Source organism: Pacificibacter maritimus (assembly GCF_003814915.1).
Taxonomy (GTDB): Bacteria; Pseudomonadota; Alphaproteobacteria; order Rhodobacterales; family Rhodobacteraceae; genus Celeribacter; species Celeribacter maritimus.
The window spans coordinates 208,193-232,503 of record NZ_RKQK01000004.1 but is presented as its reverse complement, the minus strand read 5'-3'; the positions used below and the strand labels follow the sequence as shown (position 1 = coordinate 232,503).

General features: G+C 50.3%; 26 protein-coding genes. 6 read left to right on the top strand and 20 right to left on the bottom strand.

The genetic code is table 11. From position 1 onward, the window contains the following. Together EDD53_RS12620 and EDD53_RS12615 are read right to left on the bottom strand one after the other, a co-directional pair. Window positions 1–672 (bottom strand): DsbA family protein, encoded by a 672-nt coding sequence (locus tag EDD53_RS12620; RefSeq protein ID WP_123793792.1) that lies wholly within the window; start codon window positions 670–672, stop codon window positions 1–3. Beyond that, window positions 669–1,232: a DUF721 domain-containing protein gene (locus tag EDD53_RS12615; protein WP_123793790.1), complete on the bottom strand. Its 564-nt coding sequence runs from the start codon at window positions 1,230–1,232 to the stop codon at window positions 669–671. Before EDD53_RS12615 ends, EDD53_RS12620 begins: the two co-directional genes overlap by 4 nt. 104 nt (window positions 1,233–1,336) lie before the next feature. Between EDD53_RS12615 and mutY the strand changes: the two genes are divergently transcribed. Further along, complete coding sequence (mutY, locus tag EDD53_RS12610; RefSeq protein WP_123793788.1) at window positions 1,337–2,398, top strand: A/G-specific adenine glycosylase; 1,062 nt, start codon at window positions 1,337–1,339, stop codon at window positions 2,396–2,398. A 20-nt stretch (window positions 2,399–2,418) separates the two neighbouring features. Beyond that, on the top strand, window positions 2,419–3,558 hold the full coding sequence (locus tag EDD53_RS12605) for an alkane 1-monooxygenase (RefSeq protein WP_123793786.1): 1,140 nt from the start codon (window positions 2,419–2,421) through the stop codon (window positions 3,556–3,558). Between the two features lie 232 nt (window positions 3,559–3,790). On the opposite strand, the gene EDD53_RS12600 is transcribed toward EDD53_RS12605, so the two are convergent. The 3 genes from EDD53_RS12600 to EDD53_RS12590 form a co-directional block, all read right to left on the bottom strand. After that, on the bottom strand, window positions 3,791–4,891 hold the full coding sequence (locus tag EDD53_RS12600) for a site-specific DNA-methyltransferase (protein ID WP_123793784.1): 1,101 nt from the start codon (window positions 4,889–4,891) through the stop codon (window positions 3,791–3,793). A gap of 135 nt (window positions 4,892–5,026) precedes the next feature. Next, a complete protein-coding gene (locus EDD53_RS12595; RefSeq protein WP_123793782.1) occupies window positions 5,027–5,641 on the bottom strand; it encodes a ribonuclease HII in 615 nt (204 codons plus the stop codon). A 123-nt stretch (window positions 5,642–5,764) separates the two neighbouring features. After that, entirely contained in the window at window positions 5,765–6,280 is a 516-nt protein-coding gene (locus EDD53_RS12590) for a hypothetical protein (protein WP_123793781.1), read from the bottom strand. Between the two features lie 30 nt (window positions 6,281–6,310). Between EDD53_RS12590 and EDD53_RS14875 the strand changes: the two genes are divergently transcribed. Genes EDD53_RS14875 through EDD53_RS12580 form a run of 3 tightly spaced genes read left to right on the top strand, consistent with a single transcriptional unit; the run spans window position 6,311 to window position 7,432 of the window. Continuing rightward, entirely contained in the window at window positions 6,311–6,460 is a 150-nt protein-coding gene (locus EDD53_RS14875; protein ID WP_170162757.1) for a hypothetical protein, read from the top strand. Beyond that, on the top strand, window positions 6,457–6,759 hold the full coding sequence (locus EDD53_RS12585) for a hypothetical protein (RefSeq protein ID WP_246002388.1): 303 nt from the start codon (window positions 6,457–6,459) through the stop codon (window positions 6,757–6,759). The genes EDD53_RS14875 and EDD53_RS12585 overlap by 4 nt, the downstream gene beginning before the upstream one ends. Then, window positions 6,731–7,432, top strand: coding sequence for a winged helix-turn-helix domain-containing protein (locus EDD53_RS12580; protein WP_123793779.1), 702 nt, complete (start codon window positions 6,731–6,733; stop codon window positions 7,430–7,432). Before EDD53_RS12585 ends, EDD53_RS12580 begins: the two co-directional genes overlap by 29 nt. A 17-nt stretch (window positions 7,433–7,449) precedes the next feature. Here EDD53_RS12580 and EDD53_RS12575 read toward each other — a convergent pair whose 3' ends face one another. The 9 genes from EDD53_RS12575 to glpD all read right to left on the bottom strand — a co-directional run bounded on the left by EDD53_RS12575 (window position 7,450) and on the right by glpD (window position 17,819). Beyond that, complete coding sequence (locus tag EDD53_RS12575) at window positions 7,450–8,598, bottom strand: iron-containing alcohol dehydrogenase (RefSeq protein WP_123793777.1); 1,149 nt, start codon at window positions 8,596–8,598, stop codon at window positions 7,450–7,452. A gap of 4 nt (window positions 8,599–8,602) precedes the next feature. After that, window positions 8,603–10,090, bottom strand: a complete 1,488-nt coding sequence (gene glpK, locus EDD53_RS12570) for a glycerol kinase GlpK (protein WP_123793775.1) — start codon at window positions 10,088–10,090, stop codon at window positions 8,603–8,605. 155 nt (window positions 10,091–10,245) lie between these two features. Next, window positions 10,246–11,967 (bottom strand): ABC transporter substrate-binding protein, encoded by a 1,722-nt coding sequence (locus EDD53_RS12565; RefSeq protein WP_123793773.1) that lies wholly within the window; start codon window positions 11,965–11,967, stop codon window positions 10,246–10,248. A 79-nt stretch (window positions 11,968–12,046) separates the two neighbouring features. After that, entirely contained in the window at window positions 12,047–12,319 is a 273-nt protein-coding gene (locus EDD53_RS12560) for a DUF2160 domain-containing protein (protein ID WP_123793771.1), read from the bottom strand. A gap of 15 nt (window positions 12,320–12,334) precedes the next feature. Continuing rightward, window positions 12,335–13,171, bottom strand: a complete 837-nt coding sequence (locus EDD53_RS12555; protein WP_123793769.1) for a carbohydrate ABC transporter permease — start codon at window positions 13,169–13,171, stop codon at window positions 12,335–12,337. A gap of 3 nt (window positions 13,172–13,174) precedes the next feature. Next, window positions 13,175–14,044: a carbohydrate ABC transporter permease gene (locus EDD53_RS12550; protein WP_123793767.1), complete on the bottom strand. Its 870-nt coding sequence runs from the start codon at window positions 14,042–14,044 to the stop codon at window positions 13,175–13,177. Then, window positions 14,044–15,120, bottom strand: a complete 1,077-nt coding sequence (locus EDD53_RS12545; RefSeq protein WP_123793765.1) for an ABC transporter ATP-binding protein — start codon at window positions 15,118–15,120, stop codon at window positions 14,044–14,046. The genes EDD53_RS12550 and EDD53_RS12545 overlap by 1 nt, the downstream gene beginning before the upstream one ends. Before the next feature lie 11 nt (window positions 15,121–15,131). Beyond that, on the bottom strand, window positions 15,132–16,220 hold the full coding sequence (locus EDD53_RS12540) for an ABC transporter ATP-binding protein (RefSeq protein WP_123793763.1): 1,089 nt from the start codon (window positions 16,218–16,220) through the stop codon (window positions 15,132–15,134). Window positions 16,221–16,223: 3 nt separating this feature from the next. Next, window positions 16,224–17,819: a glycerol-3-phosphate dehydrogenase gene (gene glpD, locus EDD53_RS12535; RefSeq protein ID WP_123793761.1), complete on the bottom strand. Its 1,596-nt coding sequence runs from the start codon at window positions 17,817–17,819 to the stop codon at window positions 16,224–16,226. A gap of 259 nt (window positions 17,820–18,078) precedes the next feature. Here glpD and EDD53_RS12530 point away from each other — a divergent pair, with 259 nt between their 5' ends. Next, a complete protein-coding gene (locus tag EDD53_RS12530) occupies window positions 18,079–18,837 on the top strand; it encodes a DeoR/GlpR family DNA-binding transcription regulator (protein WP_123793759.1) in 759 nt (252 codons plus the stop codon). Between the two features lie 43 nt (window positions 18,838–18,880). Here EDD53_RS12530 and EDD53_RS12525 read toward each other — a convergent pair whose 3' ends face one another. From EDD53_RS12525 to EDD53_RS12500, 6 genes are all read right to left on the bottom strand, one after another. Next, complete coding sequence (locus EDD53_RS12525) at window positions 18,881–19,888, bottom strand: LacI family DNA-binding transcriptional regulator (RefSeq protein ID WP_246002386.1); 1,008 nt, start codon at window positions 19,886–19,888, stop codon at window positions 18,881–18,883. A gap of 163 nt (window positions 19,889–20,051) precedes the next feature. Further along, window positions 20,052–20,375 (bottom strand): hypothetical protein, encoded by a 324-nt coding sequence (locus EDD53_RS12520; protein WP_123793757.1) that lies wholly within the window; start codon window positions 20,373–20,375, stop codon window positions 20,052–20,054. Next, window positions 20,372–21,256, bottom strand: a complete 885-nt coding sequence (locus tag EDD53_RS12515) for an NAD(P)-dependent oxidoreductase (protein ID WP_123793756.1) — start codon at window positions 21,254–21,256, stop codon at window positions 20,372–20,374. The genes EDD53_RS12520 and EDD53_RS12515 overlap by 4 nt, the downstream gene beginning before the upstream one ends. Window positions 21,257–21,499: 243 nt before the next feature. Continuing rightward, window positions 21,500–22,480 carry a DctP family TRAP transporter solute-binding subunit gene (locus EDD53_RS12510; protein ID WP_123793754.1) on the bottom strand — a complete coding sequence of 327 codons (981 nt, stop codon included), beginning with the start codon at window positions 22,478–22,480 and terminating at the stop codon, window positions 21,500–21,502. Between the two features lie 20 nt (window positions 22,481–22,500). Then, window positions 22,501–23,781 carry a TRAP transporter large permease subunit gene (locus tag EDD53_RS12505; RefSeq protein WP_123793752.1) on the bottom strand — a complete coding sequence of 427 codons (1,281 nt, stop codon included), beginning with the start codon at window positions 23,779–23,781 and terminating at the stop codon, window positions 22,501–22,503. Further along, complete coding sequence (locus EDD53_RS12500; RefSeq protein WP_246002385.1) at window positions 23,781–24,272, bottom strand: TRAP transporter small permease; 492 nt, start codon at window positions 24,270–24,272, stop codon at window positions 23,781–23,783. Before EDD53_RS12500 ends, EDD53_RS12505 begins: the two co-directional genes overlap by 1 nt. Between the last annotated feature and the right edge of the window lie 39 nt (window positions 24,273–24,311).

Below are 24,311 nucleotides of genomic sequence, written 5' to 3'. Positions count from 1 at the left end.
TTAGGCGTCAAGAATCGCATCAAGCTTTGCAGACAAGTCAGCATATGACATGTTCTTGTTCACTTCGCCGTTGATGACCAAGGTTGGTGTGCCCGAAACATCATATTCTTGCATTTCATTTTCGAACTTTGCGACCATTGCCTGCGCCATATCACCGTCGTTCATGCAAGCATCCAAATCAGCATCAGAAAGCCCTGCTTTTTTGCCGATAGTACGCAGGTTAGAAACGATTTCCATCGCATCTTTACCACCACCGATCCAATCGGATTGCTGTTCGTACAACATACCTTGGATACCAAAATAGCGCAGATCGCCACCACAGCGCGCCACCATCGCCGCCCACAAACCGTACTTGTCAAAATACACTTCGCGGTAAACAAATTTCACTTTGCCTGTATCGATATAGTTTTCTTTTAACTGCTTGAAAACATTAGAATGAAAATTCGCACAGTGCGGGCATGTGTAGGACGCATACTCGATCAATTCAATCGGCGCATCAGCATCACCCATGATCAAATCAGGTACCATCGATGTATCGATCTCAACGCCATCTTGCGCATTGGCGGGCGTCACCACGATATCGGTCATGTTGGGCTGTGAGGTGTAAAGATACGCGCCCACGCCACCCAAAGCGGCACATGCGGTCGTTGCCAAGAAAATACGTCTGTTCATAAGTTTACCTTTTTCACTGTCTCGCCAGAGCGGCTTAAAAAGCTACTGGCCAATTTTTCAAGCGCCTTGCGCAGATTTTCATCCTGCGCCCCTTGTGCCAAGGCATTTGCCTCTTGGCGCACCTGAGGCGTAGGCACGGGGCGTTTTTCTTTTTCGTTATGTTCAAATTGAACGCGCCCTTCGGCAAACCCAGTCGGCGCTGTCTGCGTGATATGAATGCGGCTGATAGCATTATATCCATATACCGCATTCACACGATTTTGGATTTTTGGCAGCTCAGCTTGTAACATCGGAGCAAAAGCACCAGTGGTCAAAAGCACCAAAGTTGCACCAAAACCACCCTTGGCATAAGTGACCTTTACTGGTCGCGCCATCGCAGCTGTTTGCGTGCCAACGATTTCAGACCAATGCGTCAACAGGCGCATTTCTGAAAATCCACGCGTTTCTGTTGCCTCGCGAATACGCGCCTGCAAAAGCCCTGAAGTCATTTCAAAGCCTTTTTTGCGCCGCTTGGGACGAAACCCTTGTGGTTTTTTCTTTTGATCTTTTGCGTTCGACATCTGGTCTATCCAATCTTACGCTCTATTCTATCTGTCGCGCACCACGATACCAGACAAAACCCGATGACATGCGCTAAAGATTACGTGACGGAGTGAAACACGCTATGAATCATCAAAACTTAGCGCTGTCCCTGTTGAACTGGTACGATGAAAACGCGCGTGAGATGCCTTGGCGGATTGGCCCGCAAGCCCGCGCAGCTGGCGCGCGCCCTGAACCATATCGAATCTGGCTGTCGGAGGTCATGCTACAACAAACGACCGTAGCAGCAGTGAAAACGTATTTTGAACGCTTTACACATCTTTGGCCCACAATTTCAGATTTAGCCGCTGCCCCTGATGAGCAAGTTATGGGCGAATGGGCGGGGCTTGGATATTACGCACGTGCCCGGAACCTACTGAAATGTGCGCGCATTGTTGCACAAGATTTCGGCGGGGAGTTTCCACGGGATCGTAAAACGCTTTTATCCTTGCCGGGCATTGGGCCATACACAGCTGCATCCGTGGCCGCAATCGCGTTCGATTTGCCCGAAACTGTCGTCGATGGAAACGTAGAGCGCGTGATGTCACGTTTGCATGATGTGCATGAACCAATGCCCCTGTCAAAACCGCTTTTGACGGACCTCGCACGTCAGACGACACCCAAAAATCGTCCAGGCGACTATGCGCAAGCGATCATGGATTTAGGGGCTACTATTTGCACCCCTAAATCGCCAAAATGTACAATTTGCCCATGGTTAGACCCTTGTTTGGCCTATAAGAATGCGACGGTTACTCAGCTCCCTAAAAAGGTGCCCAAAGCGGTCAAACCAACACGTTATGGTTTTGCCTATGTCGCGCAGTCTACGTCTGGCGCTTGGATATTAGAGCGCCGCCCAGACAAAGGTTTGCTCGGTGGAATGCTTGGTTGGCCAGGCTCGGAGTGGAGCGTGGCCCCAGAAAACACCCCGCCATTCGAAGGCGAGTGGGCGCAACAAGGCAACATCAAGCACACATTTACGCATTTTCACCTCATCCTAACCGTCGTTACAACCAAGACCGCTATTGCGCCGCCAAGCCCGTACCTGACCTTGAGTGCGAACGAATTTCAAGCATCAGACCTGCCCACTGTGATGAGAAAAGTCTTTGATTCAGCTCAGATACATTTTACCGATACCCGTGTAGCTTGACCAAAAGCGAAGGACAGCACATGAATATATCGACCATCAGCCCTAAGAACGCGATCCCTTTCTGGCTTTCGTTGGGTGTTGTTCCTCTGTTGATCCTTGGAGCCAAACTGGGCGGGTTTTGGGTCGCTTTAGTGCCTCTCTATGCGTGGTATATGTTCTCGATTTTAGACCGCTTGCTTGGCATGAATACAGCCAATCCCGACACTGAAACGCCTGACGGCGACTTGTTGTGGTATCGGCTGATCACGTTGATTTGGTTCCCTGTACAGTTCGTGATGATCTTTGGGCTAATTTACTACGTCACCCATAGCACGCACCTGAATGGCTTTGAAATTCTTGTGCTATTTTTCAGTGTTGGGGTCTCATCTGGCACCATCGGGATAGTTTATGCTCATGAGTTGCTGCACCAACGCAACCGACTAGAGCGATGGTTGGGCGATTTACTGTTGAGTTCAGTTCTTTATTCACACTTTCGCACCGAACACTTACTGGTGCATCACAAACATGTCGGTACCCGCCGAGACGCTGTGACTGCATTATATAACGAGGGCTTTCACCATTTTTTCTGGCGTGTTTTGCGCGAAGGGCCCGTGTCGGCATGGGAAGCAGAGAAAGCACTTTTGGCACGTCGGGGCCTGCCTGAATTACATCCGCGCAATCCGCATTTCCGATACTGGATTTTGCAGCTTTCCATGTTGATTTTTGCGACACTGCTGGGGGGCGCTATGGGGTTTGCTCTTTTTTTGTGGCAGGCGTTTATCGCAATTTGGCAGCTTGAATTGACAAACTACGTTGAACATTATGGCCTAACCCGCAGGCATTTGGGCGACGGAAAATATGAACACGTCAAACCCCACCACAGTTGGAATGCGGCTCAAATGGCGACCAATTGGTTATTGATCAATCTACAGCGTCACTCTGATCATCATTACAAGCCTGATCGGCGTTTCCCATTGTTGCAAAACTATTCTGAAGAGGAAGCGCCACAACTGCCCTATGGGTATCCTGTGATGACTTTTGCAGCCATGGTGCCGCCTTTGTGGCGGCGGATCATGAACCCGCGCGTCAAAGCGTGGCGCAAGCAATATTACCCAGACATTGCGACTTTTAAAGAGTGGGAGCCCTACAAAAAGGGCACCAATCCTTTGCCCCGCCTATAATGAAAAAAGCCCCGCCATAAGGCGGGGCAAGGGGATGCCGTGGAAGTCAGACCACAGGCATCAGGCGGTAACTATTTGGCGAAAAACAGACCCTAATCCAGCCCAATAGGGCCGCGGATCGCGCGAATTATACGCGCTGTCCTTGCAGGTTGGAGTCTGTCTTGCGCTATTCTATATGCAAGCAGTTTCGGGGTGACCGCGCAGGGTCAGCCCCTGATTTTCGGGATATGTCTTAGTTCATTTCCGCGCGGATTTGTTGGCGTAACAAATCGATTGGCACGTTTTGCCCATCGCGTTTGTAAGTCCAATAGGTCCATCCATTGCAGCTTGGCGCGCCTTCAAGATGTGCGCCAACTTGGTGGATAGAGCCTTTGACATCATTCCCCACGAGCGTGCCATCAGCACGCACCTTGGCTTTGTGGCGACCATTGAGCGATGACAATTCTTCACCCGGACGCAACATGCCGCGTTCGACCAATTGGCCGAATGGAACACGTGGTTCTGCACGTTTCGAAGTCGAGACTTTCAAAGCCTCTGTATCGAATTTGCGGATGGATTTGAGACGCTTTTCAGCAACCTTACGGTATTTTTCTTCGCGTTCGATACCGATGTAATCACGCCCCAACATTTTCGCTACAGCGCCAGTGGTTCCCGTGCCAAAGAATGGATCAAGTACAACATCGCCGGGATTGGTCGTGGCAATCAAAAGGCGGTGCAACAGGCTTTGTGGTTTTTGCGTTGGATGGGCTTTATCACCATCTTCGTTTTTCAAACGCTCGCCGCCATTACAAATTGGCAAAACCCAATCTGAGCGCATTTGAATGCCTTCATTGAGGGCTTTCAAAGCTTCGTAGTTAAAGGTGTATTTTGCGCCTTCGTTTTTCGATGCCCAGATCAATGTCTCATGTGCATTCGTGAACCGTTTGCCGCGAAAATTCGGCATTGGGTTGGACTTGCGCCAGACAACATCGTTGAGCAACCAATACCCTTGGTTTTGTAATTCAGCACCAAGGCGGAAGACGTTATGGTATGATCCGATAACCCAGATAGCGCCATTTGGTTTCAAAATGCGACGCGCTGCTTTCAGCCACTCACGGGTAAAATCATCGTAGATTTTAAAGCTATCGAATTGATCCCAAGAATCATCAACCGCATCAACTTTGGAATTATCTGGGCGATGTAAATCGCCGCGCAGTTGTAAATTATAGGGGGGGTCCGCAAAAATCAGATCAACTGATTCTTCAGGAAGACTGTTCATTGCCTCGATGCAATCACCGGACATAATTGTATTGATCGGAAGCGCGGGCGCCTCCTTGCGTGTATTTTTAGTCATGCTCTGCCTCACAGAAACGCCCTTACGAGCGATACAATCGCACCATTTTTGGTGTCGTTATGTACCTTCTAAAATGAGTCAAAGGGGATTCGAGGTCAATTTCTTTATTGAATCAGAGGGTTATAAAAAAGCTTGCTACAACATATTGTGTATAGGTTTGAACGAACGTCTATGGTGAGGGGTCACACCAAATTTGCTCAAGCCTTCCATATGCAGTTTGGTGCCATAACCTGCATTTTTTTCCCATCCATAGCCGGGGTACTGTTGCGCTAAATCCACCATAAGGCGATCACGCCACGTTTTAGCAACAATCGAAGCAGCCGAAATTGAAAGCGATCGCGCATCGCCTTTTACAATTGCTTCGGCGGAAAGCCCGAAAGCCGTTGGAATTTTATTGCCATCCACTAGGACATAATCAGACGTCGTCTTAAGTCCTGCGACAGCACGCTCCATAGCACGCAAAGAAGCCTGTAAGATGTTAATTTCATCAATTTCTTCGACCGAACACGAAGCGATGGATACATCGGCAACCTCTAAGATCTGATCGTATAAAGCTTCACGTTTTTTCGAGGTCAGTTTTTTGGAATCGTTTAGACCTGCAGGGATCGAATTGGGATCAAGCCAAACCGCGGCAGCGACCACGGGGCCCGCTAAAGGCCCACGCCCCACTTCATCGACGCCACAAATTCGTTTGTGGCCGCGTGCTGCTGCAGCAGTCTCAAAGGAAAAATCAGGTGTATATTTTATCATACCTCGTAAAACCGTATGTCACCAATTAACGCAAGATAAAACAAAAGGACGGGTGGAACGCATGAACCACCCGCCAAGGAACGCGGCACATGGGGACATGAAACGCGCGTATGTCGTAAAGCTTTACCGCAGAGCGCGGCCTGAACGGCGCGAGTCGTCATAAGACACGCGATAGCCAAAGTTGTTTAGGCAACCGACATCATAGGCTTCGCTGCGCTTGTTGTTTCGTTTCAGTTTGACCGATGTCTCGCAGGCACGAGGCAAGGCGTTGGCTGCATGACGTTCACGTTGCATGCAATCTTTCAACGCAACATTTTGAGAACGCGAGCGTGAATCGCGGAAACTCACCACGCATGTATTTGGAATTTCGAAACTACTTCTACGCTCACGATGCGGACGCGCAGGTCGTGATGGATTTTCAGCGGGTCTAGATGTGGCTTTGGACTTGGACGATCCCTGTTCGATTGCCTTACCGATGACGAAAAGTGTGAGTAGGCCACCAATCGCTCGGGCGACATCAGCATCATCAGCGCGCGCAGGTGCCGCTGAAAGGCCAGAGACACCGAGTGACAGTGCCACAAGTGCAGCTGTGAATTTGGTTGTGCGACGTTTGGTCGGTTTGTTTGTGACGTTGAACATGTGAAGTCCTTTCCAAATACGTAATCCGCAATGCGTCAAAGCACTGCGACAGGTGATGGATCAGGAATGAAGCACGACAGGCCTGCCGCTCAATATCAACGGATGGTTATTGGCTATCACGGCACGCCGACTGGCGTGATATTGAATAACAATGCAGAATTGGCGAAAGTCAGCGCATGACATACAGCATCTCACCCCCCCGTATTCTTGCGATTGGGCTGGCCTTCGCGCTTATGCCCTTTGCCAGTCAAGCCGCCTGCTTTGCCGAATATAAAGCCAAGCGAGACAACCCTTTAAAACTGCATTACGGTATCGCAGAATTGGATGATGCCAGCTGCACATCTGCCGCCGCTGCCAAAGCTCTGACACCGCGCCTCAAGGCTGATGGCTGGGTGCTTTTATCCGTACTAGGCTTTGTGCAGGGTTCTGAATTGGAAGGGAAAAAAGAAAGTGCTGGAGCCTATTTCCTCCGCTACTGACGGGCAAAAATCTGGGCGCGTTTTGACGTTTGGTATTGTTGCGATTGTATTAATCTTGCTGGTGGCAGCGGGGGTGTTATTTGCGAACCTACCCGATGCAAATGCATTTAATGCACGCGTTGAAGCGATCTTTGTTGAGAACGACAACCTGACATCCAATGCCGAAATCAAGTTGCTTGAAATCTTAGCGCAATCTGGGACAGCTTTTTCAGATACCTTAACCAGTTACCGTGTGGTGATTTTCGTGCTGATGCTTTTTGCCACAGCTTTGTTGGTGGCATCACTGGTGTTTTTACTGACTATCTTAGGGTTGAACAAACGCATGTCAGAAATCGACAAGCAGGGGATACAAATCTCCAGCCTGCTGATTTCGCGAGCTGAAAACACAGTTTACTTAAACAATATGGAATTCAAACTCACTGGCGCGGCTATCGAAACGCTATGCGTTTTAGCCGAAGCGCGGCTAGATGATGACGTCCTTAGTGGTGCGGAAATCGAAGGCGTGGTCTCTGGGCGCAACGCGGTAGACTGCGATGAAGCTGCTGGCGCCACGCGGATAAAACGCCTACGCGATACTTTGGGTAACCAAATGATGAGCGAGCTTTTGGTTAAAAATATCGCACGCAAAGGCTATATGCTATCGGTCCCACGTGATGTGATTAAGATGGTTTGAGATCTTAGCCCCCTCACTTAAAGCCCGTCGTTCAACACTTTCGCCAATTCTGCCGGCGTGAGTTTAACTGGGTTTTTCAAACTGGAAGACGCAGTTGCAGCAGCCGTTGCTAAGATATCTATCCTGTCAGCCGTAATGCCCCAATGCGCCAGTCTTGGTAGACTTTGCGCATCCAGCCAAGCCTCAAGCCCAGAAAGCTTTTGTGCTGGATCAATCGGCGTGAATATATCGCTGATAATGTTTAGGCACAGTTCGATATCACGCTGGATAGCAGGCGTAGAGGCAGAGGAAGCCAAGTTTGCGGTCATGACAGGTATCAAAAGCCTGCCACACAGGGCCCCATGCGGCGCGTCGTACACACCACCAAGAACTGCAGCCAAACCGTGGACAGCCCCCAACCCACCGTTTGCTAAGGCAACGCCACTCGACAGGCTGCCCCATGCGAGTTGTGCCCATGCATCCTGCCTGTCGTCGTCTATAACCGCGCGTAGAGCAGATAAAGTGCTATGAATAGCGGGCTGCGCAAGAGCACGCGAAAAAGGCGTGGCAAACGCAGATGTATAGGCTTCGATATTTTGCACGACGGCATCTAGCCCTGCATATAAAGTAACGGATTTGGGCGCGGCGCGCATCAAAGCGGGATCAACGATTGCAACAGACGGAACCAGTCCTTGGCCGCGCAAACTGATTTTAGAATGCTTCGTCTCAGACGACAGCACCGCGTTTGCAGTCACTTCAGATCCAGTGCCAGCTGTGGTTGGCAAGACGATCAAAGGCATCTGTTCAGCATCATTATGATCGATCGTGAAGTCACGATCATCTAATGGCGCCCCCTTAAGCAAGGCCAAGCGCAGCGCCTTACCCGTATCAAGAACCGAACCACCACCACAGGCGATAATACAATCGACTTGGCGATCTTTTAGCGCAAGCCATAGAGCGTTAATCGAGTCTATACTGGGTTCACTGCCACAAATCTGTGTTTCATAGGCCAGACCGGCATGAGACAGCACCGCGCGCACAGGGGCAGACGCACGATCGGAAACGCCCTTGATCAAGACGATGTTCTGCGTTGTTACGGGCAGATTATCAAGCAAGCGTTGCGAAGCATTTTCACCGAAATGCACCTGCGTTTTGCACGAAAAAGAAAAGGGCGTGACCTGTAACATAGGATCAATACTCCAAAGTTGCTTTCACCGCGCGCCGCCAGTTCGCGTATTTGCGCGCACGCTCATCTTCGGCCATTTGGGAGTGAAACTGATGATCCAGCTCCCATTGATTTGCAAACTCTTCTTGGCCAGGCATCACTCCCACCTTCATTCCCGCAAGCCATGCAACCCCTAGCGCAGTCGTTTCTAGCACTCTGGGTCGATGCACTGGTGCGTCAATGATATCGGCCAAAAACTGCATCGCCCAATCAGAGGCACTCATGCCGCCATCCACGCGCAACACGCTATTGGGCGTGTCCTCTCGCCAATCAGCCCGCATCGCATCTAAAAGATCTCGGGTTTGATATCCCACGCTTTCCAAAGCGGCCCTTGCCAATTCATTTGGACCAGAGTTCCGCGTTAAACCAAAGACAGCCCCACGGCATTCGGGATTCCAATAGGGCGCTCCAAGCCCTGTAAATGCGGGGACCATAACCACGGATTGTTTGTCATCTGCCCCAAGCGCAAGCGGCTGAGTTTCGGAAGCATCTCGGATGATTTTCAGACCATCTCGCAACCACTGAACAACAGCCCCTGCGATAAAGATAGAGCCTTCGAGAGCATATGTCGGTTTGCCATCCAGTTGATAGGCTATGGTTGTCAACAGACGGTTTTTGGATTTCACGGGGGTATCGCCCGTGTTCAAAAGCGCAAAACAGCCAGTTCCATAGGTCGCTTTCAACATGCCTGGCTCAAAACACGCCTGACCAATGGTGGCAGCTTGTTGATCACCGGCAACGCCACTTATCGGGATTGGTTTTCCGAACAGGTCAGGGCGGCTATGGCCAAAGTCATCCGCACTGTCTTTCACCTGCGGCAGCATTTGCATTGGAATTTCAAAAAGTTCGCAAATGGTCTGACTCCAACGGCCTTTGCGAATATCATATAGCATTGTACGAGCAGCGTTTGTCGCATCGGTTACATGCGACTTTCCACCTGTGATTTTCCAAATGAGAAACGTGTCCACTGTCCCAAACAGCAATTGACCGCTTTGGGCCTTTTCGCGTGCCCCTTCAACGTTGTCGAGGATCCATTTCAATTTAGTCGCGGAAAAATATGGATCAATGAGTAAGCCCGTTCTATCGGCGAACATATCAGAGTGGCCAGCATCGCGCAGCTCTTGGCAGAAATCAGAGGTCCTGCGGTCTTGCCAAACGATAGCGTTGTGGATCGGTTCACCTGTCGTGCGGTCCCAGACGATTGTGGTTTCGCGTTGGTTGGTAATCCCGATCGAGACCACATCAGCGGCGGCAATATTTGCCCGCTCGATCACTCCACGGCAGGTTCCAGCGGTGGTGCTCCAAAGGTCACGTGGATCGTGCTCCACCCATCCCGAATTGGGATAAATCTGCGCGAACTCTTCTTGGGCCTGCGCAATGACGCGTAGTGCTTCGTCAAATAGGATAGCTCTGGTTGATGTCGTTCCTTGATCAATCGCAAGTACATATTTCATACAAAGTCTCATTCGGCAGCATTATGGGAAAGGCGGACAACCCGCCCCTTAGGCTTAGGCTTAGGCTTTGCCAGTGAATGGCAACCAAATTACGGGTTTGACCTGGATGTAGGGCGCCTGCGCGCCCCACATTTGTTAAAGGATAGGGCTTGACCCTATTCCCAAGATTTAACCAATTCATCGTAAGCGATTGTTTTTGGTTCTTCGTCTTCGTTCTCCAAAGCAGGGTAAGGTGCACCTGGCTGTGAGAACCAATGCTCAGCACTCATTTCTTCGTTCAGAACTGGGCCAAGGTCACCTTGAACACCAGCACGCTCGAGACGCTCAAGAACGCGTTCTTGATCTGCACAAAGCTGATCTAGAGCTTCTTGTGGGGTTTTCGCACCCGACATTGCATCACCGATATTCTGCCACCACAATTGCGCCAACTTTGGATAGTCAGGAACATTTGTACCTGTTGGAGACCACTGAACGCGTGCAGGCGAACGGTAGAATTCAACCAAGCCACCCAAACGAGGGGCGCGTTCAGTGAAGTGATCAGAATTGATAGTGGTGTCACGAATAAAGGTCAGACCCACATCAGATTTTTTAACATCAACGGTTTTAGACACAACAAACTGAGCGTAAAGCCAAGCCGCTTGTGCACGATCCACTGGTGTAGATTCCATCAATGTCCAAGCACCCGCATCTTGGTAACCGATCTTCTGGCCCTCTTTCCAATATGCACCATGTGGAGAAGGCGCCATACGCCATTTTGGCGTGCCGTCTTCGTTCATAACAGGCAGATCAGGCTCAACCGTTGCCGCTGTAAACGCGGTGTACCAGAACATTTGCTGAGCAACATTGCCCTGCGCCGGAATTGGTCCAGCTTCACCAAATGTCATGCCAGCCGCAGCGGGTGGAGAGTATTTGTTGAGCCATTCGATTGCTTTGGTCACAGCATATACTGCAGCAGGTGCGTTAGTCGCACCACCGCGTGCCACACAAGACCCAGTCGGTTGAGAGTTTTCGTTTACGCGAATACCCCATTCATCAACAGGTAGGCCGTTTGGCTCACCGACGTCGCCCATGCCTGCCATAGACATCCACGCGTCAGTGTAACGCCAACCCAAGGATGGATCTTTTTTGCCGTAGTCCATGTTGCCAAAGACTTCGCCTTCAACACCCAAACGCGACAGATCGCGACCAGTGAAGAATTCTGCGATGTCTTCATAGGCGGTCCAGTTTACAGGAACTCCCAAATCATAGCCGTACTTCGCTTTGAAGTCTGCTTTGTTTTGTTCGTCATTGAACCAATCATACCGGAACCAATAAAGGTTCGCGAACTGCTGTGTTGGCAATTGGTACAATTTGCCATCAGGGCCGGTCGTGAAAGAGCTGCCGATAAAGTCATCAACATCCAGCGTTGGAAGTGTCACATCCGCACCTTCACCAGCCATCCAATCGGTCAAGTTACGCACCTGCTTATAGCGCCAGTGTGTACCAATTAGATCGGAGTCATTCACATATGCATCGTAAATGTTTTCGCCAGACTGCATTTGCGTTTGCAGTTTTTCGACAACATCGCCTTCGCCAATCAAGTCATGCGTGACCTTGATGCCTGTGATGGCTTCAAACGCAGGCGCGAGAACATTTGCTTCGTATTCATGCGTTGCAATGGTTTCAGATACAACTTTGATTTCCATACCTTGGTAGGGTACGGCAGCATCAACAAAAAACTGCATTTCAGCTTCTTGATCAGCGCGAGACAGAGTCGTTACATCGCCAATCTCAGCGTCCAAGAATGCCTTAGCCGCATCCATATCAGCAAAGGCTGGAGACCCAAGCACACCAAGCGCCAGCACAATCGCCGAGCTTGATTTCAATGAAATAGTCATAATTTCCTCCCTTAAAGAAAAACTATTTGTTTCAGGTGCGCGACAAAATTGTTTTATCTGGCACGCACCACGCTCCCCTTTATGCCCAGCGGAAAACCGCAGCGGCATAAATCAGGCACACAATCAGCGCATATGGTTGATTTGCGCCAACCACTCCCAACCATGCCAAATTGATAAAGGCAGACCCGAGAAGTGTGATGAAGAGACGATCCCCACGGGTCGTCTCTGTCCTTAAGATCCCAACGCGCGGGACCTCAGGAAATTTGATTGCAAGCACGGTGAACACAACCAAGGTGCAGGCAATAATAATGAAGAAAACCGCTGTGGGCGTCGTCCATGCCATCCAGTCCATTTGATGTACCCTTCCTTAAACGCGGCCTAGGGCAAAACCCTTGGCGATGTAATTGCGAACGAAATAGATCACTAAAGCACCCGGAATAATTGTCAGAACACCAGCTGCGGCCAGCACCCCCCAATCGATCCCTGCTGCACCCTGTGTACGGGTCATGATTGCCGAAATTGGTTTTGCATCGACCGAAGTAAGCGTGCGTGAAAGCAACAATTCGACCCATGAAAACATGAAACAGAAGAACGCGGCGACACCGATTCCTGAAGCAATAAGTGGCGTGAAAATTTTGACGAAAAACTTACCAAAGCTGTAGCCGTCGATATAAGCTGTCTCATCAATTTCCTTCGGCACGCCCCGCATGAAGCCTTCCAAAATCCAAACTGCCAAGGGCACGTTGAACAGGCAGTGCGCCAAAGCGACAGCGATATGCGTGTCAAACAGACCAACAGAAGAATAAAGCTGAAAAAACGGCAAAGCGAACACGGCAGGCGGCGCCATACGATTGGTCAACAACCAAAAGAACAGGTGCTTGTCACCCATGAAATGATAGCGACTGAACGCATATGCTGCTGGTAAGGCAACTGACAAACTGATCACAGTGTTTAGCAAAACATAGATGATCGAGTTGATGTAACCTGAGTACCAAGAGGGATCTGTCAGGATCTTAATGTAGTTATCAAAAGTCAGATTGCGCGGCCACAAGGTAAATTCGTTGAGCACCTCTGTGTTGGTTTTTAAGCTCATATTGACGAGCCAATATATTGGCAGCATCAAGAACAGCAGGTAAATTGTCATTACGACAACAGACCCTTTTACCTTAAAGCGCTTTTTCGGTGTTACGGTTGCGTCAAACATGGCTCACCCACCCTTCTTGTCGAGATTGGTCATCACAGTGTAAAACACGTAAGAAATGAGCAGGATTACGAGATAGTACATGATCGAAAATGCAGCTGCGGGTCCAAGATCAAATTGTCCCAATGCCATTTTTACAAGGTCGATCGACAAAAGTGTCGTCGCATTGCCGGGCCCACCGCCTGTGACAACGAATGGCTCTGTGTAAATCATAAAGCTGTCCATAAAGCGCAATAGGATCGCGATCATTAGGACGCCCATCATCTTAGGAAGCTCGATGTAGCGAAAGATGGCCCAGCGGCTGGCTTGGTCAATTTTGGCCGCCTGATAATATGCATCAGGGATGGATTTGAGGCCCGCAAAAGCAAGAAGTGCAACAAGTGATGTCCAGTGCCAGACATCCATCACGATAATCGTCGCCCAAGCGGCAAAGGTGTCTTGAGTGTAGTTATACGAAATGCCCAGCGCGTCCAGCGTGTAGCCCAGCAAGCCGATATCCACGCGGCCAAAGATTTGCCAAATCGTGCCTACAACATTCCATGGAATAAGCAGCGGCAAAGACATGACGACCAAACAAAAGCTCGACCAAAAACCACTTTTTGGCATATTAAGTGCAACGAACACACCGAGGGGAACTTGGATCGTCAAGATGACCGCAGAGAACATCAATTGACGGCCGAGTGCGTCCCACATCCGTTCGGACTGAAGCATTTCTTCGAACCACTCAAGACCCGCCCAAAAGAACTGGTTGTTCCCAAAGGTATCTTGAACAGAATAGTTGACCACCGTCATCAAGGGGATGACGGCCGAAAATGCCACAAGTAAAAGAACAGGCAGGATCAAGAACCATGCCTTTTGGTTGACTGTTTTTTCCATTACGCGGCCTCCCCGACTTTTAGCCAATCATTCACATAAACGTTCATATGGTTCGGATCGAATGTGACGCGGTTCATATCTGCCGAAATGGGCATGTCTTCACTGGCAACGATATTGATTTCATGTCCGAACAGATCCGCACGTACAATTTTATGACGGCCAACATCTTCAACGCGACGCACGGTGACCGGAAGACCTTTGCCCTGCGTCAAAGACACGAATTCAGGGCGAATGCCGATTTCAACTTTGCCAGTCAGATCTCCATAGCCACGACCCAAATTCAACGATGAGCCATGGACGTTCGCGCGCTTACCCGACACTTGTGCAGGGATAACATTCATACCCGGAGAGCCGATGAAATAGCCAACGAATGTGTGCTCGGGCCGCTCGAATAATTCTTGCGGTGTGCCGATTTGAACCACACGACCATCGTACATCACCACAACTTTGTCAGCAAAAGTCAGCGCTTCGGTCTGATCATGGGTCACGTAAATCATTGTGTGACCGAATTCGTGATGAAGCGATTTCAACTGTGTGCGCAGCTCCCATTTCATATGAGGGTCGATCACAGTCAACGGTTCATCAAATAGCAGCGCGTTTACATCTTCACGCACCATTCCGCGCCCCAAGCTAATCTTTTGCTTGGCGTCAGCTGTCAATCCACGTGCGCGATTGTCCAGCTCAGCTTCCATGCCGATCATCTGTCCAATCTGCTGGACACGTTGCGCGATATATTTTGGATCAGCGCCACGGTTTTTCAAAGGGAACGCCAGATTATTGCGCACCGTCATCGTGTCATAGACCACGGGAAACTGGAATACCTGCGCAATGTTTCGATCCGCAGTCGAAGCATGGGTCACATCTTTGTCGTCGAACAAAATGCGCCCTTGTGACGGGTGCAACAAGCCAGAAATAATATTCAGCAAGGTCGACTTACCGCAACCAGAGGAACCCAACAATGCATAGGCTTCGCCGTCAGCCCAATTGTGGTTCAGCTCCTTAAGCGCGAAATCATCTTCGCCTTTTGGGTTCGGATAATACGAATGCGCAAGGTTATCGAGGGTGATTTTTGCCATTGTCCTTCTCCTTATGCCGCTAACGCGTAGGACGCTGGCGCAACTAGGTCGCCATTTTCATTGAATATATAAACGTGACTTGGGTCGATAAACACTTGTAGTGCAGCCCCCAATTTCAGGTCATGAACCCCGTGGATTAATCCAACCCACTTCTGTCCGTCGTGGTCGAGGTGGACGAAGGTTTCGGATCCTGTCAGCTCGGTCACGATCAGTTTGGTATCAAAGGCAAGAGCGGTTTCTGTATGCGCCTTGATTTCAACATGGTTGGGGCGGAATCCAGCAACATAGCGACCATCTGCTAGGGCCGACATAGGGCCAGTTGCATCGGTACTGCGATCATCGCCAAATGTAATCTTCGATCCTGCTTTCGAGACCTTTAAAAAGTTCATAGGCGGATCGCTGAACACGCGTGCCGTCGTGGCATCAGTCGGTTGGCGGTATACCCTTGGCGTGAGATCGAACTGACGCACGCGCCCTTCCCACAAGGCTGCAGTATTTCCACCCAGCAGTAGTGCCTCTTCAGGTTCAGTTGTTGCGTAAACAAAAATCGATCCCGCTTCTTCAAAAATCTTGGGAATTTCGACACGCAATTCTTCACGCAGTTTGTAATCAAGGTTCGCAAGCGGTTCGTCCAACAAAACCAACCCTGCATCTTTGACCAAGGCGCGCGCCAAAGCGCAGCGCTGTTGCTGACCACCCGACAACTCTAGGGGCTTGCGTTGTAACATCGGCGTCAGTTGCATCAGGTCTGCTGCCTTTAGCACAGCCGCCTTAATTTCAGACGATGATTTCCCCATAAGTTTGAGTGGCGAGGCGATGTTTTCGAAAACAGTCATCGACGGATAGTTGATGAACTGCTGATAAACCATGGCAATTTTACGGTCTTGCACGCGCATGCCTGTTACATCCTGACCTTCCCAGTGGACAGTGCCCTCTGTCGGCACATCAAGCCCAGCCATCAGCCGCATCAAAGATGTTTTACCAGACAAAGTAGGGCCAAGCAGCACGTTCATCGTGCCCTTTTCCAGTGTTAAATCGGTCGGATGAATATGCACCATCCCATCAACAGATTTCGAAACACCTTTTAATTCTAACGCCATTTCTTAGTCCTCTTCTTCGATTGCCGCAGCGGGTTGCTCCGACAGCCGCTTCACGATCCAGTCATCCAGTTTGGCGATCTGTTCATGGCTCATGCGCAGTCCAAGTTTGCTTCTGCGCCACACGATATCATCAGCGCAGCGCACATATTCATTGTCGATCAGCCACTGAACTTCGTTTTGGAACAAGTCAGCGCCGAAATTTATACCAAGCGCCTGTTCAGCCTTTGCCTCACCCAAAATTTGCGCGAGCTCTGTACCGTAAGCACGCACAAGCCGTAGCGCTAAGCGGTCCGACAAGAACGGGTATGATGCTTTTGCTTCCTTGATCAACGCACCGACACCATCGACAGGGAAATCACCGCCAGGCAAGGCAACACCTGCAGTCCACGGCTTTGCGGTCACGGGCAAAACTTTTTCGATTTCTTCCAGCGCGCTTTCAGCCAAGCAGCGGTACGTCGTGATTTTCCCACCAAAAACATTCAAAGAAGGGGCGCCGCGCGTTTCATCGAGTTTCAAAACATAGTCACGCGTTGCAGCCGAAGCCGTGCTAGCGCCGTCATCATAAAGCGGTCTCACACCTGAATATGTCCAAACCACATCATCGTTTGAAATGGGTTTAGCAAGGTAACCGTTGATGAAAGTGATCAGGTACTCCTGCTCTTGCGGTGTGCATTCTGGTTTGACGGATGCATCCGCATGATCATGATCCGTGGTGCCAATAAGTGTGTAATCAGTCTCGTAAGGAATGGCGAAAATAATGCGCCCATCAGTGCCCTGAAAGAAGTAGCACTTGTCGTGGTCAAACAGTTTTTTGGTGACAATATGACTGCCCCGCACCAAACGAACACCCGCTTGTGAATTGCTACGCAAAGTCGTGCGCAATACATCCCCAACCCAAGGGCCGCCAGCATTCACAACCATAGACGCCGTTACGATGTCTGTTTGTCCTGTTTCGGTATCTTCAATTTTTACACGCCAAATACCATCGGTGACTTCAGCGCCAACAACTTTGGAACGGGTGCGAATATCAGCTCCACGTCGCTGTGCATCACGTGCATTCAAAACAACCAATCTGGAATCTTCGACCCAGCAATCAGAGTATTCGTAAGCTTTTTCAAATTTCGGGTTTAGCTCTTTTCCCTCGAGTGTATTTCGCAAATTCAGTGAAGATGTTGGCGGCAATATTTTTCGTCCACCAAGGTTATCATAGATAAACAATCCAAGGCGAATAAGCCATGCGGGTCGACGACCCTTCATCCATGGCATCACCGCACCCAAAAGCTTCGATGTGGGCGTGGACATGTCGAATTTCATGCTTTTGTGGTAGGGCAAAACGAAACGCATTGGCCATGAAATATGCGGCATAGCCCTTAATAGGTTTTCCCGCTCACGAAGCGCTTCGCGCACCAGCCTGAATTCAAAGTACTCTAGATATCTTAGACCGCCATGAAAGAGCTTTGTTGAAGCTCCCGATGTCGCTGACCCGAGATCATTCATCTCGGCCAAGCAGACGCTTAGGCCACGCCCCGCGGCATCTCGCGCAATGCCACATCCATTGATGCCGCCGCCGATGACCAAAAGATCAAAGTCAGGTTTCATGTCTACCTCCCCGCGCAGATCTCCCAGCCTGCGCCGTCGAAAAGATTGCAAATTTTGGTGACAAAAGGAAGACATAAATGTTCGTTTTTGATCGAAACATTGTAATATACTGTTTTTATGAATTTATATTAATAAATTTCCACTATGGTTCGGCCTTGTTTGCGTCTGTGTGGCGTAATTTATCACGGAATCAATTGGGCTTTATTGTGACTTCTACGATTTTTGTAGTAAAACAATCAAAAGCGAAAAGGAGAGGTATATGGCGCAGACCATTAGAAAGCCGGAAATCATCGGGATCGCGCGACGCGAAGGTAAAGTAACCGTCGAAGGCTTAGTGGAACACTTTGGCGTAACGCCACAAACCATACGCCGCGACCTAACAGAGCTCGCGGATTCAGGTGAACTTGAGCGCGTGCATGGCGGCGCAATACTGCCATCGACGACAATGAACATCGCCTACAATGAACGGCGCGGGTTGAATCAAGCCTCGAAAGTCGACATCGCGCGTATCTGCGCCAAAACGATCCCAAATGATTGCGCCGTTTTCTTGAATATCGGCACAACAACAGAAGCCGTTGCGGCCGAATTATTAAGCCATGAAGGCCTTTTGGTGGTTACGAACAATATCAATATCGCTGGAATTTTATCCGCCAATAAACAAATTGATGTCGTCGTAACAGGCGGACAGCTGCGGCGATCTGACGGTGGACTGACTGGGGCCATCGCTAAGAATTCCATTCAACAATTTAGATTTGATCATGCGGTTATTGGTTGTTCTGCCTTGCGGCAAAACGGGGATCTGATGGATTTTGACATGCAGGAAGTCAGCGTGAGTAAGACGATTATTGAGCAAAGTGACCATGTAACACTTGTCTCTGATAGCACGAAATTCGACAGAAAAGCGCCAGCTTTCGTCGCTTCAATGCGCAGTATTTCTGCGTTTATTACCGACAAAGAATTGTCTTCGGAATGTAGGGCGCAGTGTGACGCCTTTGGAACGAAGGTAATCTACACATAGCGCTCTGCACGTAATATCTAGAGACAAAATTTTCGCCATTCCCTTAGACACTGGTGGACTGCCCGAGCCGAAGCATCGGAGTGATCAGTTTGTTTTCCACATCGGTTGGATCTTTGAGAAGTTGCAGCACCAAGTCCGCGGTGTGCAGGCCAATTTCAATAGGTTTAGGGTCGATTGTTGTCAGAGTAGGCACACAAATCTCGGCAATATCATAGGCACCAAACCCCGCGATTGCGATCTGATCAGGGACCGAAATACCACGACGTTGACATTCGGAAAGCGCCCCAAATCCCACGAGATCAGACACGCAAATAATCGCATCAGTATCAGGAAATTGCGACAGAAGGTCGGCCATAGCCAAGGCCCCTTTCAGCATCGGCTTTTGTGGCGCACCCGACCCGATCAAACGATCTGATGGCAGCCCGTGATGGGCCATCGCATCACAAAAACCCGCGCGACGATCTTGACCACGTGTGTCGCTTTCTGAGTCGCCGCCCATAAAGGCGATACGCCTGCGACCCTGACCAATCAGGTGGTCAACAAGAAAGCGCATGGTAGAGGCATTTGAAAATCCCACCACATGACCGATTGGGTTTTTTGGGGTGTCCCAAGTTTCAATCACAGGTACGCCCGCATTCGAAAGCAGGTGACGCGCGCGATCTGTATGGTGACTGCCAGTCACGACGATCGCTTCGGGACGACGACGCAAGAACTGCCCGATCAACTGCTCTTCACGATCCATGTCGTAATTCGTATGCCCCAGTAACACCTGATACCCTGCCTCACTCAGGCGCGAGGTCAATGACACCACAGTCGCCGCAAAGTTGGCATTGTTCAGTGAAGGAATTGTAACGGCAATAAAGTCACTGCGCTGGGTGCGTAGATTTGCGGCTGTCACATCAAAAACATAGCCCAGACGATCTGCAGTCTCGCGGATTTTTTCACGCGTTTCGCGTCCTACAGATGTATCCTGTTTGAACGCACGACTGACAGTCATCACAGACACGCCAGCTTCAAGCGCGACATCTTTCATCGTCGGGTTGCGTTTCATCAAGGAGCCCTTATTCGGTCAGTGCTATTCTTAGGGTTCAATCACTTCCATGCAACAATATCCTATGCCGTCAGTGGATGTAACCGCGGGACGACAAAGGAAGCTAAAGACATCAAAACCCCTAAATCGAGCCTGCGCACCGCTCCGCACGCAGGCCCCTATATCAAACCACTTTCGTTGTGATGTGGTGATGAATCCGCCCCGTAAAGAAACGTGGAAGCAGGTTTTCAGTTGCCGCTTTCGCCGCACCGCGTTCGGGCGAGGCCAAGGCGGCATCAACTGCGGCCATATCATCATAATCGATCTGCAAGATCATTGGGATCGACGGCGCGCCCTCATCTGCCTCTTCGGTGAACGACAAACGCACATCGCGCGCACCAGGGAATGATAGCCAATGAGGCAAGATTTCTGCCTTTACAGCCGCACGAAATTCTTCGTCTTGGCCTGCGTTGATTGTGCCTTCAAAGATGGCAAAACGGGTGATCATTCTGGAAGCTCCTGTTTCCCGGTGAAATATTCCATAAGGGCAGCCTGATCTTCTCCCCCCAATCCTTTGGCGGTCAGCAGTCGGTGCACTTCGGCACAGATTGCAGTCATTGGCATAGCGGTATTGGTGCGCCGTGCCAGATCTTGCGCACCATTTAAATCCTTAACCATGTTGTCGATCCGGCCCGTACGCCGGTAATCTTTTTCAACATAGCGCGGCATGTATTCTTGCAAGATCGCGCTGTCGGCCCGCCCACCTTTCAGGGCTGTCGGGATCTTGGCAGCATCTACACCAGCATCCAGCGCCAGTTGCGTGGCTTCTGCCACGGCAAGGAAGTTCAAGCCACACAAGACCTGATTGATCAACTTTGTGGTCTGACCTGCACCAACGGGCCCCATATGCGTATAATTGGTGGCGACATGCTGCAACACGTTGTGAGCGTCTGCTACGTCTTCGGCGGCACCACCCGCCATCAAAGTCAACTCGCCAATCAATGCTTTTGGCGCGCCACCCGAAAGCGGGCTGTCCACCCAGCGCAATCCTTTTTCGGCGGCTTTGTCGGCCAGTTCTTTGGTAGCCTCAGGATCAATCGACGACATATCGATAATCAAAGTGCCAGCCTTGGCGCCAGCTGCAACACCTGCCTCACCAAAAATTGCCATATCCACGATACGAGGCGCATTCAGGCTAGTGATCACATAATCGCTGGCCGCCGCTGCATCCGCTGCAGACGCCGCGGCAATCGCCCCGTGCGCCACGAGTTCCGCGACTTTTTCGCTATCGGGATCAAACACATGCAAGGTCTGTCCAGTTTGCGCTAGACGTGTGCCAATCGCACCGCCCATTGCTCCTGCCCCGATCAAAGCAATTTTAAGAGTCATAGTTTCTCCTTTTCAAAATAGGCGACCAGTCAGAGTGCTTAGCGCACAAAAGTCTGGTTGATAGCGATGTGCTTGCCTGAGAGTTTTTGCAGCTATGTGGCCACATCAGCAGACGTGGACATTCAGATCAGGCGTGTCGGTCGACGCATAAACCTGCTGTCTCGAACCTCGCTACCGAGGAATTAGAATGGCCCAGCCGACGACAAGACTGGGCCAATCCGATTTATGAAAAGACGTCAGTGTTTACATGGAGGCTTCGCGGATTGCGTTGACCAATGTATCGCCGTTTTCTTCGATGAAATTGTTCCACACGGGTGCCACCATTTCTTGGAATGCTGCACCATCAACATCACGGTTCACTTTCATGCCTTCGGCTTCAAGTTGCGCGATCATTTCATCTTCTTTCGCAATGCTCAGTTCGCGCTGCATATCGACAGCTTCGCCTGCGACATCAAGGATCACTTGCTGTTGCTCTGCTGTCAGGCCATCAAATTTTTTCAAGTTCATCGCAACAGCAAGAGGTGCGTAGGCGTGACGCGTCAAGCTGAGGTACTCTTGCACTTCGTAGAACTTGAACGACAATGTCACGCCAATCGGGTGATCTTGGCTGTCCACAACGCCGGTTTCCAAAGCTGTGTATAGCTCGGCCACAGGGATTTGCTGTGGGTTGGCCCCAAGTGCGTCGAACATATCGTTCAAGGCGATCGAGTTGTTCACGCGCATTTGCAGACCTTCAACATCTGCAGGTGTACGGATCGGGCCACGGTCGTTGGTCATGTTGCGGTAGCCGTTTTCAGGGAAACCAAGGCCTTTCAAACCATGATCTTCAAACTTGTCCAGAACGCTTTGGCCTACATCGCCGTCAAGAACTGAATAGGCAGTTTCACGAGTAGGGAACATAAATGGCAAAGTGAAAGCAGCGGATTCAGGCATCAAACCAGAGTAGTTGTTCAACCCAACCATCGCGATATCGATGATTCCCGCACGCGTACCGTCGATCATTGCGGCGTCATTGCCTAATTGGCCCTGAGGGAAAATCTGAACAGTAACTTCGCCATTGGTGCGTTCTGCAACTTGTTCTTGAAAGAACACTGAGAAATCTTGCTGCAAATCAGTTTCAGGAGCAGCATGCGCCAATTTTAGTTTCACCTCTGCCAAGCTCGCTCCCGTCGTGCCAACCAAAAATGCCGTAGCAAGCATAAGCCGCGTCATAGTATTCTTCATTTTAATCTCCTCCAAGACTATTATCCGATGAACCATTTCATCGGGGTCGTGATGATACTTGGCACCGCCACAAACAGCGCCAAAATCACCAGATACGATAGAATGAACGGGGCAACGCCGCGCACCGCTTCAGACATTTTCACACCGCCAACACCACAGACCACGTTCAACACCGTGCCAACAGGGGGCGTTATTAGGCCGATCGAACAATTGATCACAAACATCAGACCGAAATAAACTGGGTCGATGCCAGCCATTTTGACGACAGGCATCAAAAGGGGGACAAGGATCAGAATGGTAGGGGACAGATCCATAACCATGCCGACCAACAAGACCAAGATCATGATGACGGCCATCAACACACGCGGATTATCGATCAGCGGCCCAAGCATCCCTGCCAATTGTTGGGGCAATTGCGCCACGGTAATAAGCCAAGCTGCAACCATGGCGCAGCCCACAAGGAACATTACCATCGCGGTAGAACGCCCAGCGCGGATCAAAACCTTGAACATCAAGCGCAGCGACATTTCGCGATAGATCACTGTTGAGATAAAGATCGCATAAACAGCGGCGACAACGGCAGCCTCGGTCGGCGTGAAGATACCAAAGCGAATGCCACCAATAATAATGACAGGAAGCAGCAGCGCCCAAAAGCCATCGCGCAATGCTTGACGACGCTCAGCCTTGTCTGCACGCGGCATGGTTTCCAGATCTTCCTTGCGCATCAATACAGACCAAACCAACATCAAGGTTCCGCCCATAATCAAGCCAGGAACAATACCGCCAAGAAACAGGTTTTTGATCGAAATATTACCTGCAACACCGATCAAAATCAGCGGTAATGACGGCGGAATGACAGGCGCAATAATTCCGCCAGATGCCAATAGGCCAACAGAACGCCCTTCGGGGTACCCTGCCTTACGCATCATCGGATATAGGATCGACACCAATGCAGCAGCATCGGCCACTGCCGAGCCAGACAAACCCGCCAAAAGCACTGCTGTCAAAATCGCAACATAGCCCAAGCCACCCTTTTTGTGACCCACTAACGAGGTGGCCATGCGGACAATCCGCTTGGAAAGACCCCCTACAGACATCACCTCACCCGCAACCAAAAAGAATGGAATCGCAAGCAAAGGAAAACTATCGACGCCGTTGATCAGAGACTGCGCCAGAATATCTGCACTGAACAAATCCATATGCAGCATCAGTGCCATTGCGGAAAGGAGCAAAGCGAATGCAACAGGCAAACCAAGCAGGATAGAGCCGATTAAGACTCCAAGGAAAATTGCGAGTGTCATTATTTGGCCGCCCCGTTCTTCTTTTCGTCTGGCAGCAAAGCATCCGGATTAAACACCCGAATAGCTGCGATCATTGTCATCAAAATCGAGGAAATCACACCTGCCAAATATAAGAGCGCCGAAGGCAATCCTGTGAGTTGCGAGATATTGTTCCAGTTCGCGTTCATCTGCCGAAAAGCACCCCAAAACAGCATCAGTACCGACACAAGCACAACAACGTACACGCAGCGACGCAAAAAAGGCACCAGTCGCGGGAGCAATACTTCAGAGAATTCAGCAACTGCTAAATGCTCACCGCGGCGCAGTACGACCGCGGCACCCAGCATCACCAACCAAACCAACCCCAAACGGGACAGCTCCACCGATGGACGCAAGCTCGACGAAAAGCCATAGCGCAGCACTACGTTGGCAAAGACCAGAATAATCATCGCGGTTAATAGCAGCGCCATAATAACATCAACGAAACGCCAAAGCGTGTTCCACAGTTTCACACCGCATCCTCCCATACGTTTGATATCCAGCCACCTCTT

Bases quoted from the DNA above. Each gene is read 5' to 3' on its own strand.
- EDD53_RS12620 (WP_123793792.1), bottom strand. From the start codon at position 672: ATGAACAGACGTATTTTCTTGGCAACGACCGCATGTGCCGCTTTGGGT.
- EDD53_RS12615 (WP_123793790.1), bottom strand. From the start codon at position 1,232: ATGTCGAACGCAAAAGATCAAAAGAAAAAACCACAAGGGTTTCGTCCC.
- mutY (WP_123793788.1), top strand. From the start codon at position 1,337: ATGAATCATCAAAACTTAGCGCTGTCCCTGTTGAACTGGTACGATGAA.
- EDD53_RS12605 (WP_123793786.1), top strand. From the start codon at position 2,419: ATGAATATATCGACCATCAGCCCTAAGAACGCGATCCCTTTCTGGCTT.
- EDD53_RS12600 (WP_123793784.1), bottom strand. From the start codon at position 4,891: ATGACTAAAAATACACGCAAGGAGGCGCCCGCGCTTCCGATCAATACA.
- EDD53_RS12595 (WP_123793782.1), bottom strand. From the start codon at position 5,641: ATGATAAAATATACACCTGATTTTTCCTTTGAGACTGCTGCAGCAGCA.
- EDD53_RS12590 (WP_123793781.1), bottom strand. From the start codon at position 6,280: ATGTTCAACGTCACAAACAAACCGACCAAACGTCGCACAACCAAATTC.
- EDD53_RS14875 (WP_170162757.1), top strand. From the start codon at position 6,311: ATGCGTCAAAGCACTGCGACAGGTGATGGATCAGGAATGAAGCACGAC.
- EDD53_RS12585 (WP_246002388.1), top strand. From the start codon at position 6,457: ATGACATACAGCATCTCACCCCCCCGTATTCTTGCGATTGGGCTGGCC.
- EDD53_RS12575 (WP_123793777.1), bottom strand. From the start codon at position 8,598: ATGTTACAGGTCACGCCCTTTTCTTTTTCGTGCAAAACGCAGGTGCAT.
- glpK (WP_123793775.1), bottom strand. From the start codon at position 10,090: ATGAAATATGTACTTGCGATTGATCAAGGAACGACATCAACCAGAGCT.
- EDD53_RS12565 (WP_123793773.1), bottom strand. From the start codon at position 11,967: ATGACTATTTCATTGAAATCAAGCTCGGCGATTGTGCTGGCGCTTGGT.
- EDD53_RS12560 (WP_123793771.1), bottom strand. From the start codon at position 12,319: ATGGACTGGATGGCATGGACGACGCCCACAGCGGTTTTCTTCATTATT.
- EDD53_RS12555 (WP_123793769.1), bottom strand. From the start codon at position 13,171: ATGTTTGACGCAACCGTAACACCGAAAAAGCGCTTTAAGGTAAAAGGG.
- EDD53_RS12550 (WP_123793767.1), bottom strand. From the start codon at position 14,044: ATGGAAAAAACAGTCAACCAAAAGGCATGGTTCTTGATCCTGCCTGTT.
- EDD53_RS12545 (WP_123793765.1), bottom strand. From the start codon at position 15,120: ATGGCAAAAATCACCCTCGATAACCTTGCGCATTCGTATTATCCGAAC.
- EDD53_RS12540 (WP_123793763.1), bottom strand. From the start codon at position 16,220: ATGGCGTTAGAATTAAAAGGTGTTTCGAAATCTGTTGATGGGATGGTG.
- glpD (WP_123793761.1), bottom strand. From the start codon at position 17,819: ATGAAACCTGACTTTGATCTTTTGGTCATCGGCGGCGGCATCAATGGA.
- EDD53_RS12530 (WP_123793759.1), top strand. From the start codon at position 18,079: ATGGCGCAGACCATTAGAAAGCCGGAAATCATCGGGATCGCGCGACGC.
- EDD53_RS12525 (WP_246002386.1), bottom strand. From the start codon at position 19,888: ATGAAACGCAACCCGACGATGAAAGATGTCGCGCTTGAAGCTGGCGTG.
- EDD53_RS12520 (WP_123793757.1), bottom strand. From the start codon at position 20,375: ATGATCACCCGTTTTGCCATCTTTGAAGGCACAATCAACGCAGGCCAA.
- EDD53_RS12515 (WP_123793756.1), bottom strand. From the start codon at position 21,256: ATGACTCTTAAAATTGCTTTGATCGGGGCAGGAGCAATGGGCGGTGCG.
- EDD53_RS12510 (WP_123793754.1), bottom strand. From the start codon at position 22,480: ATGAAGAATACTATGACGCGGCTTATGCTTGCTACGGCATTTTTGGTT.
- EDD53_RS12505 (WP_123793752.1), bottom strand. From the start codon at position 23,781: ATGACACTCGCAATTTTCCTTGGAGTCTTAATCGGCTCTATCCTGCTT.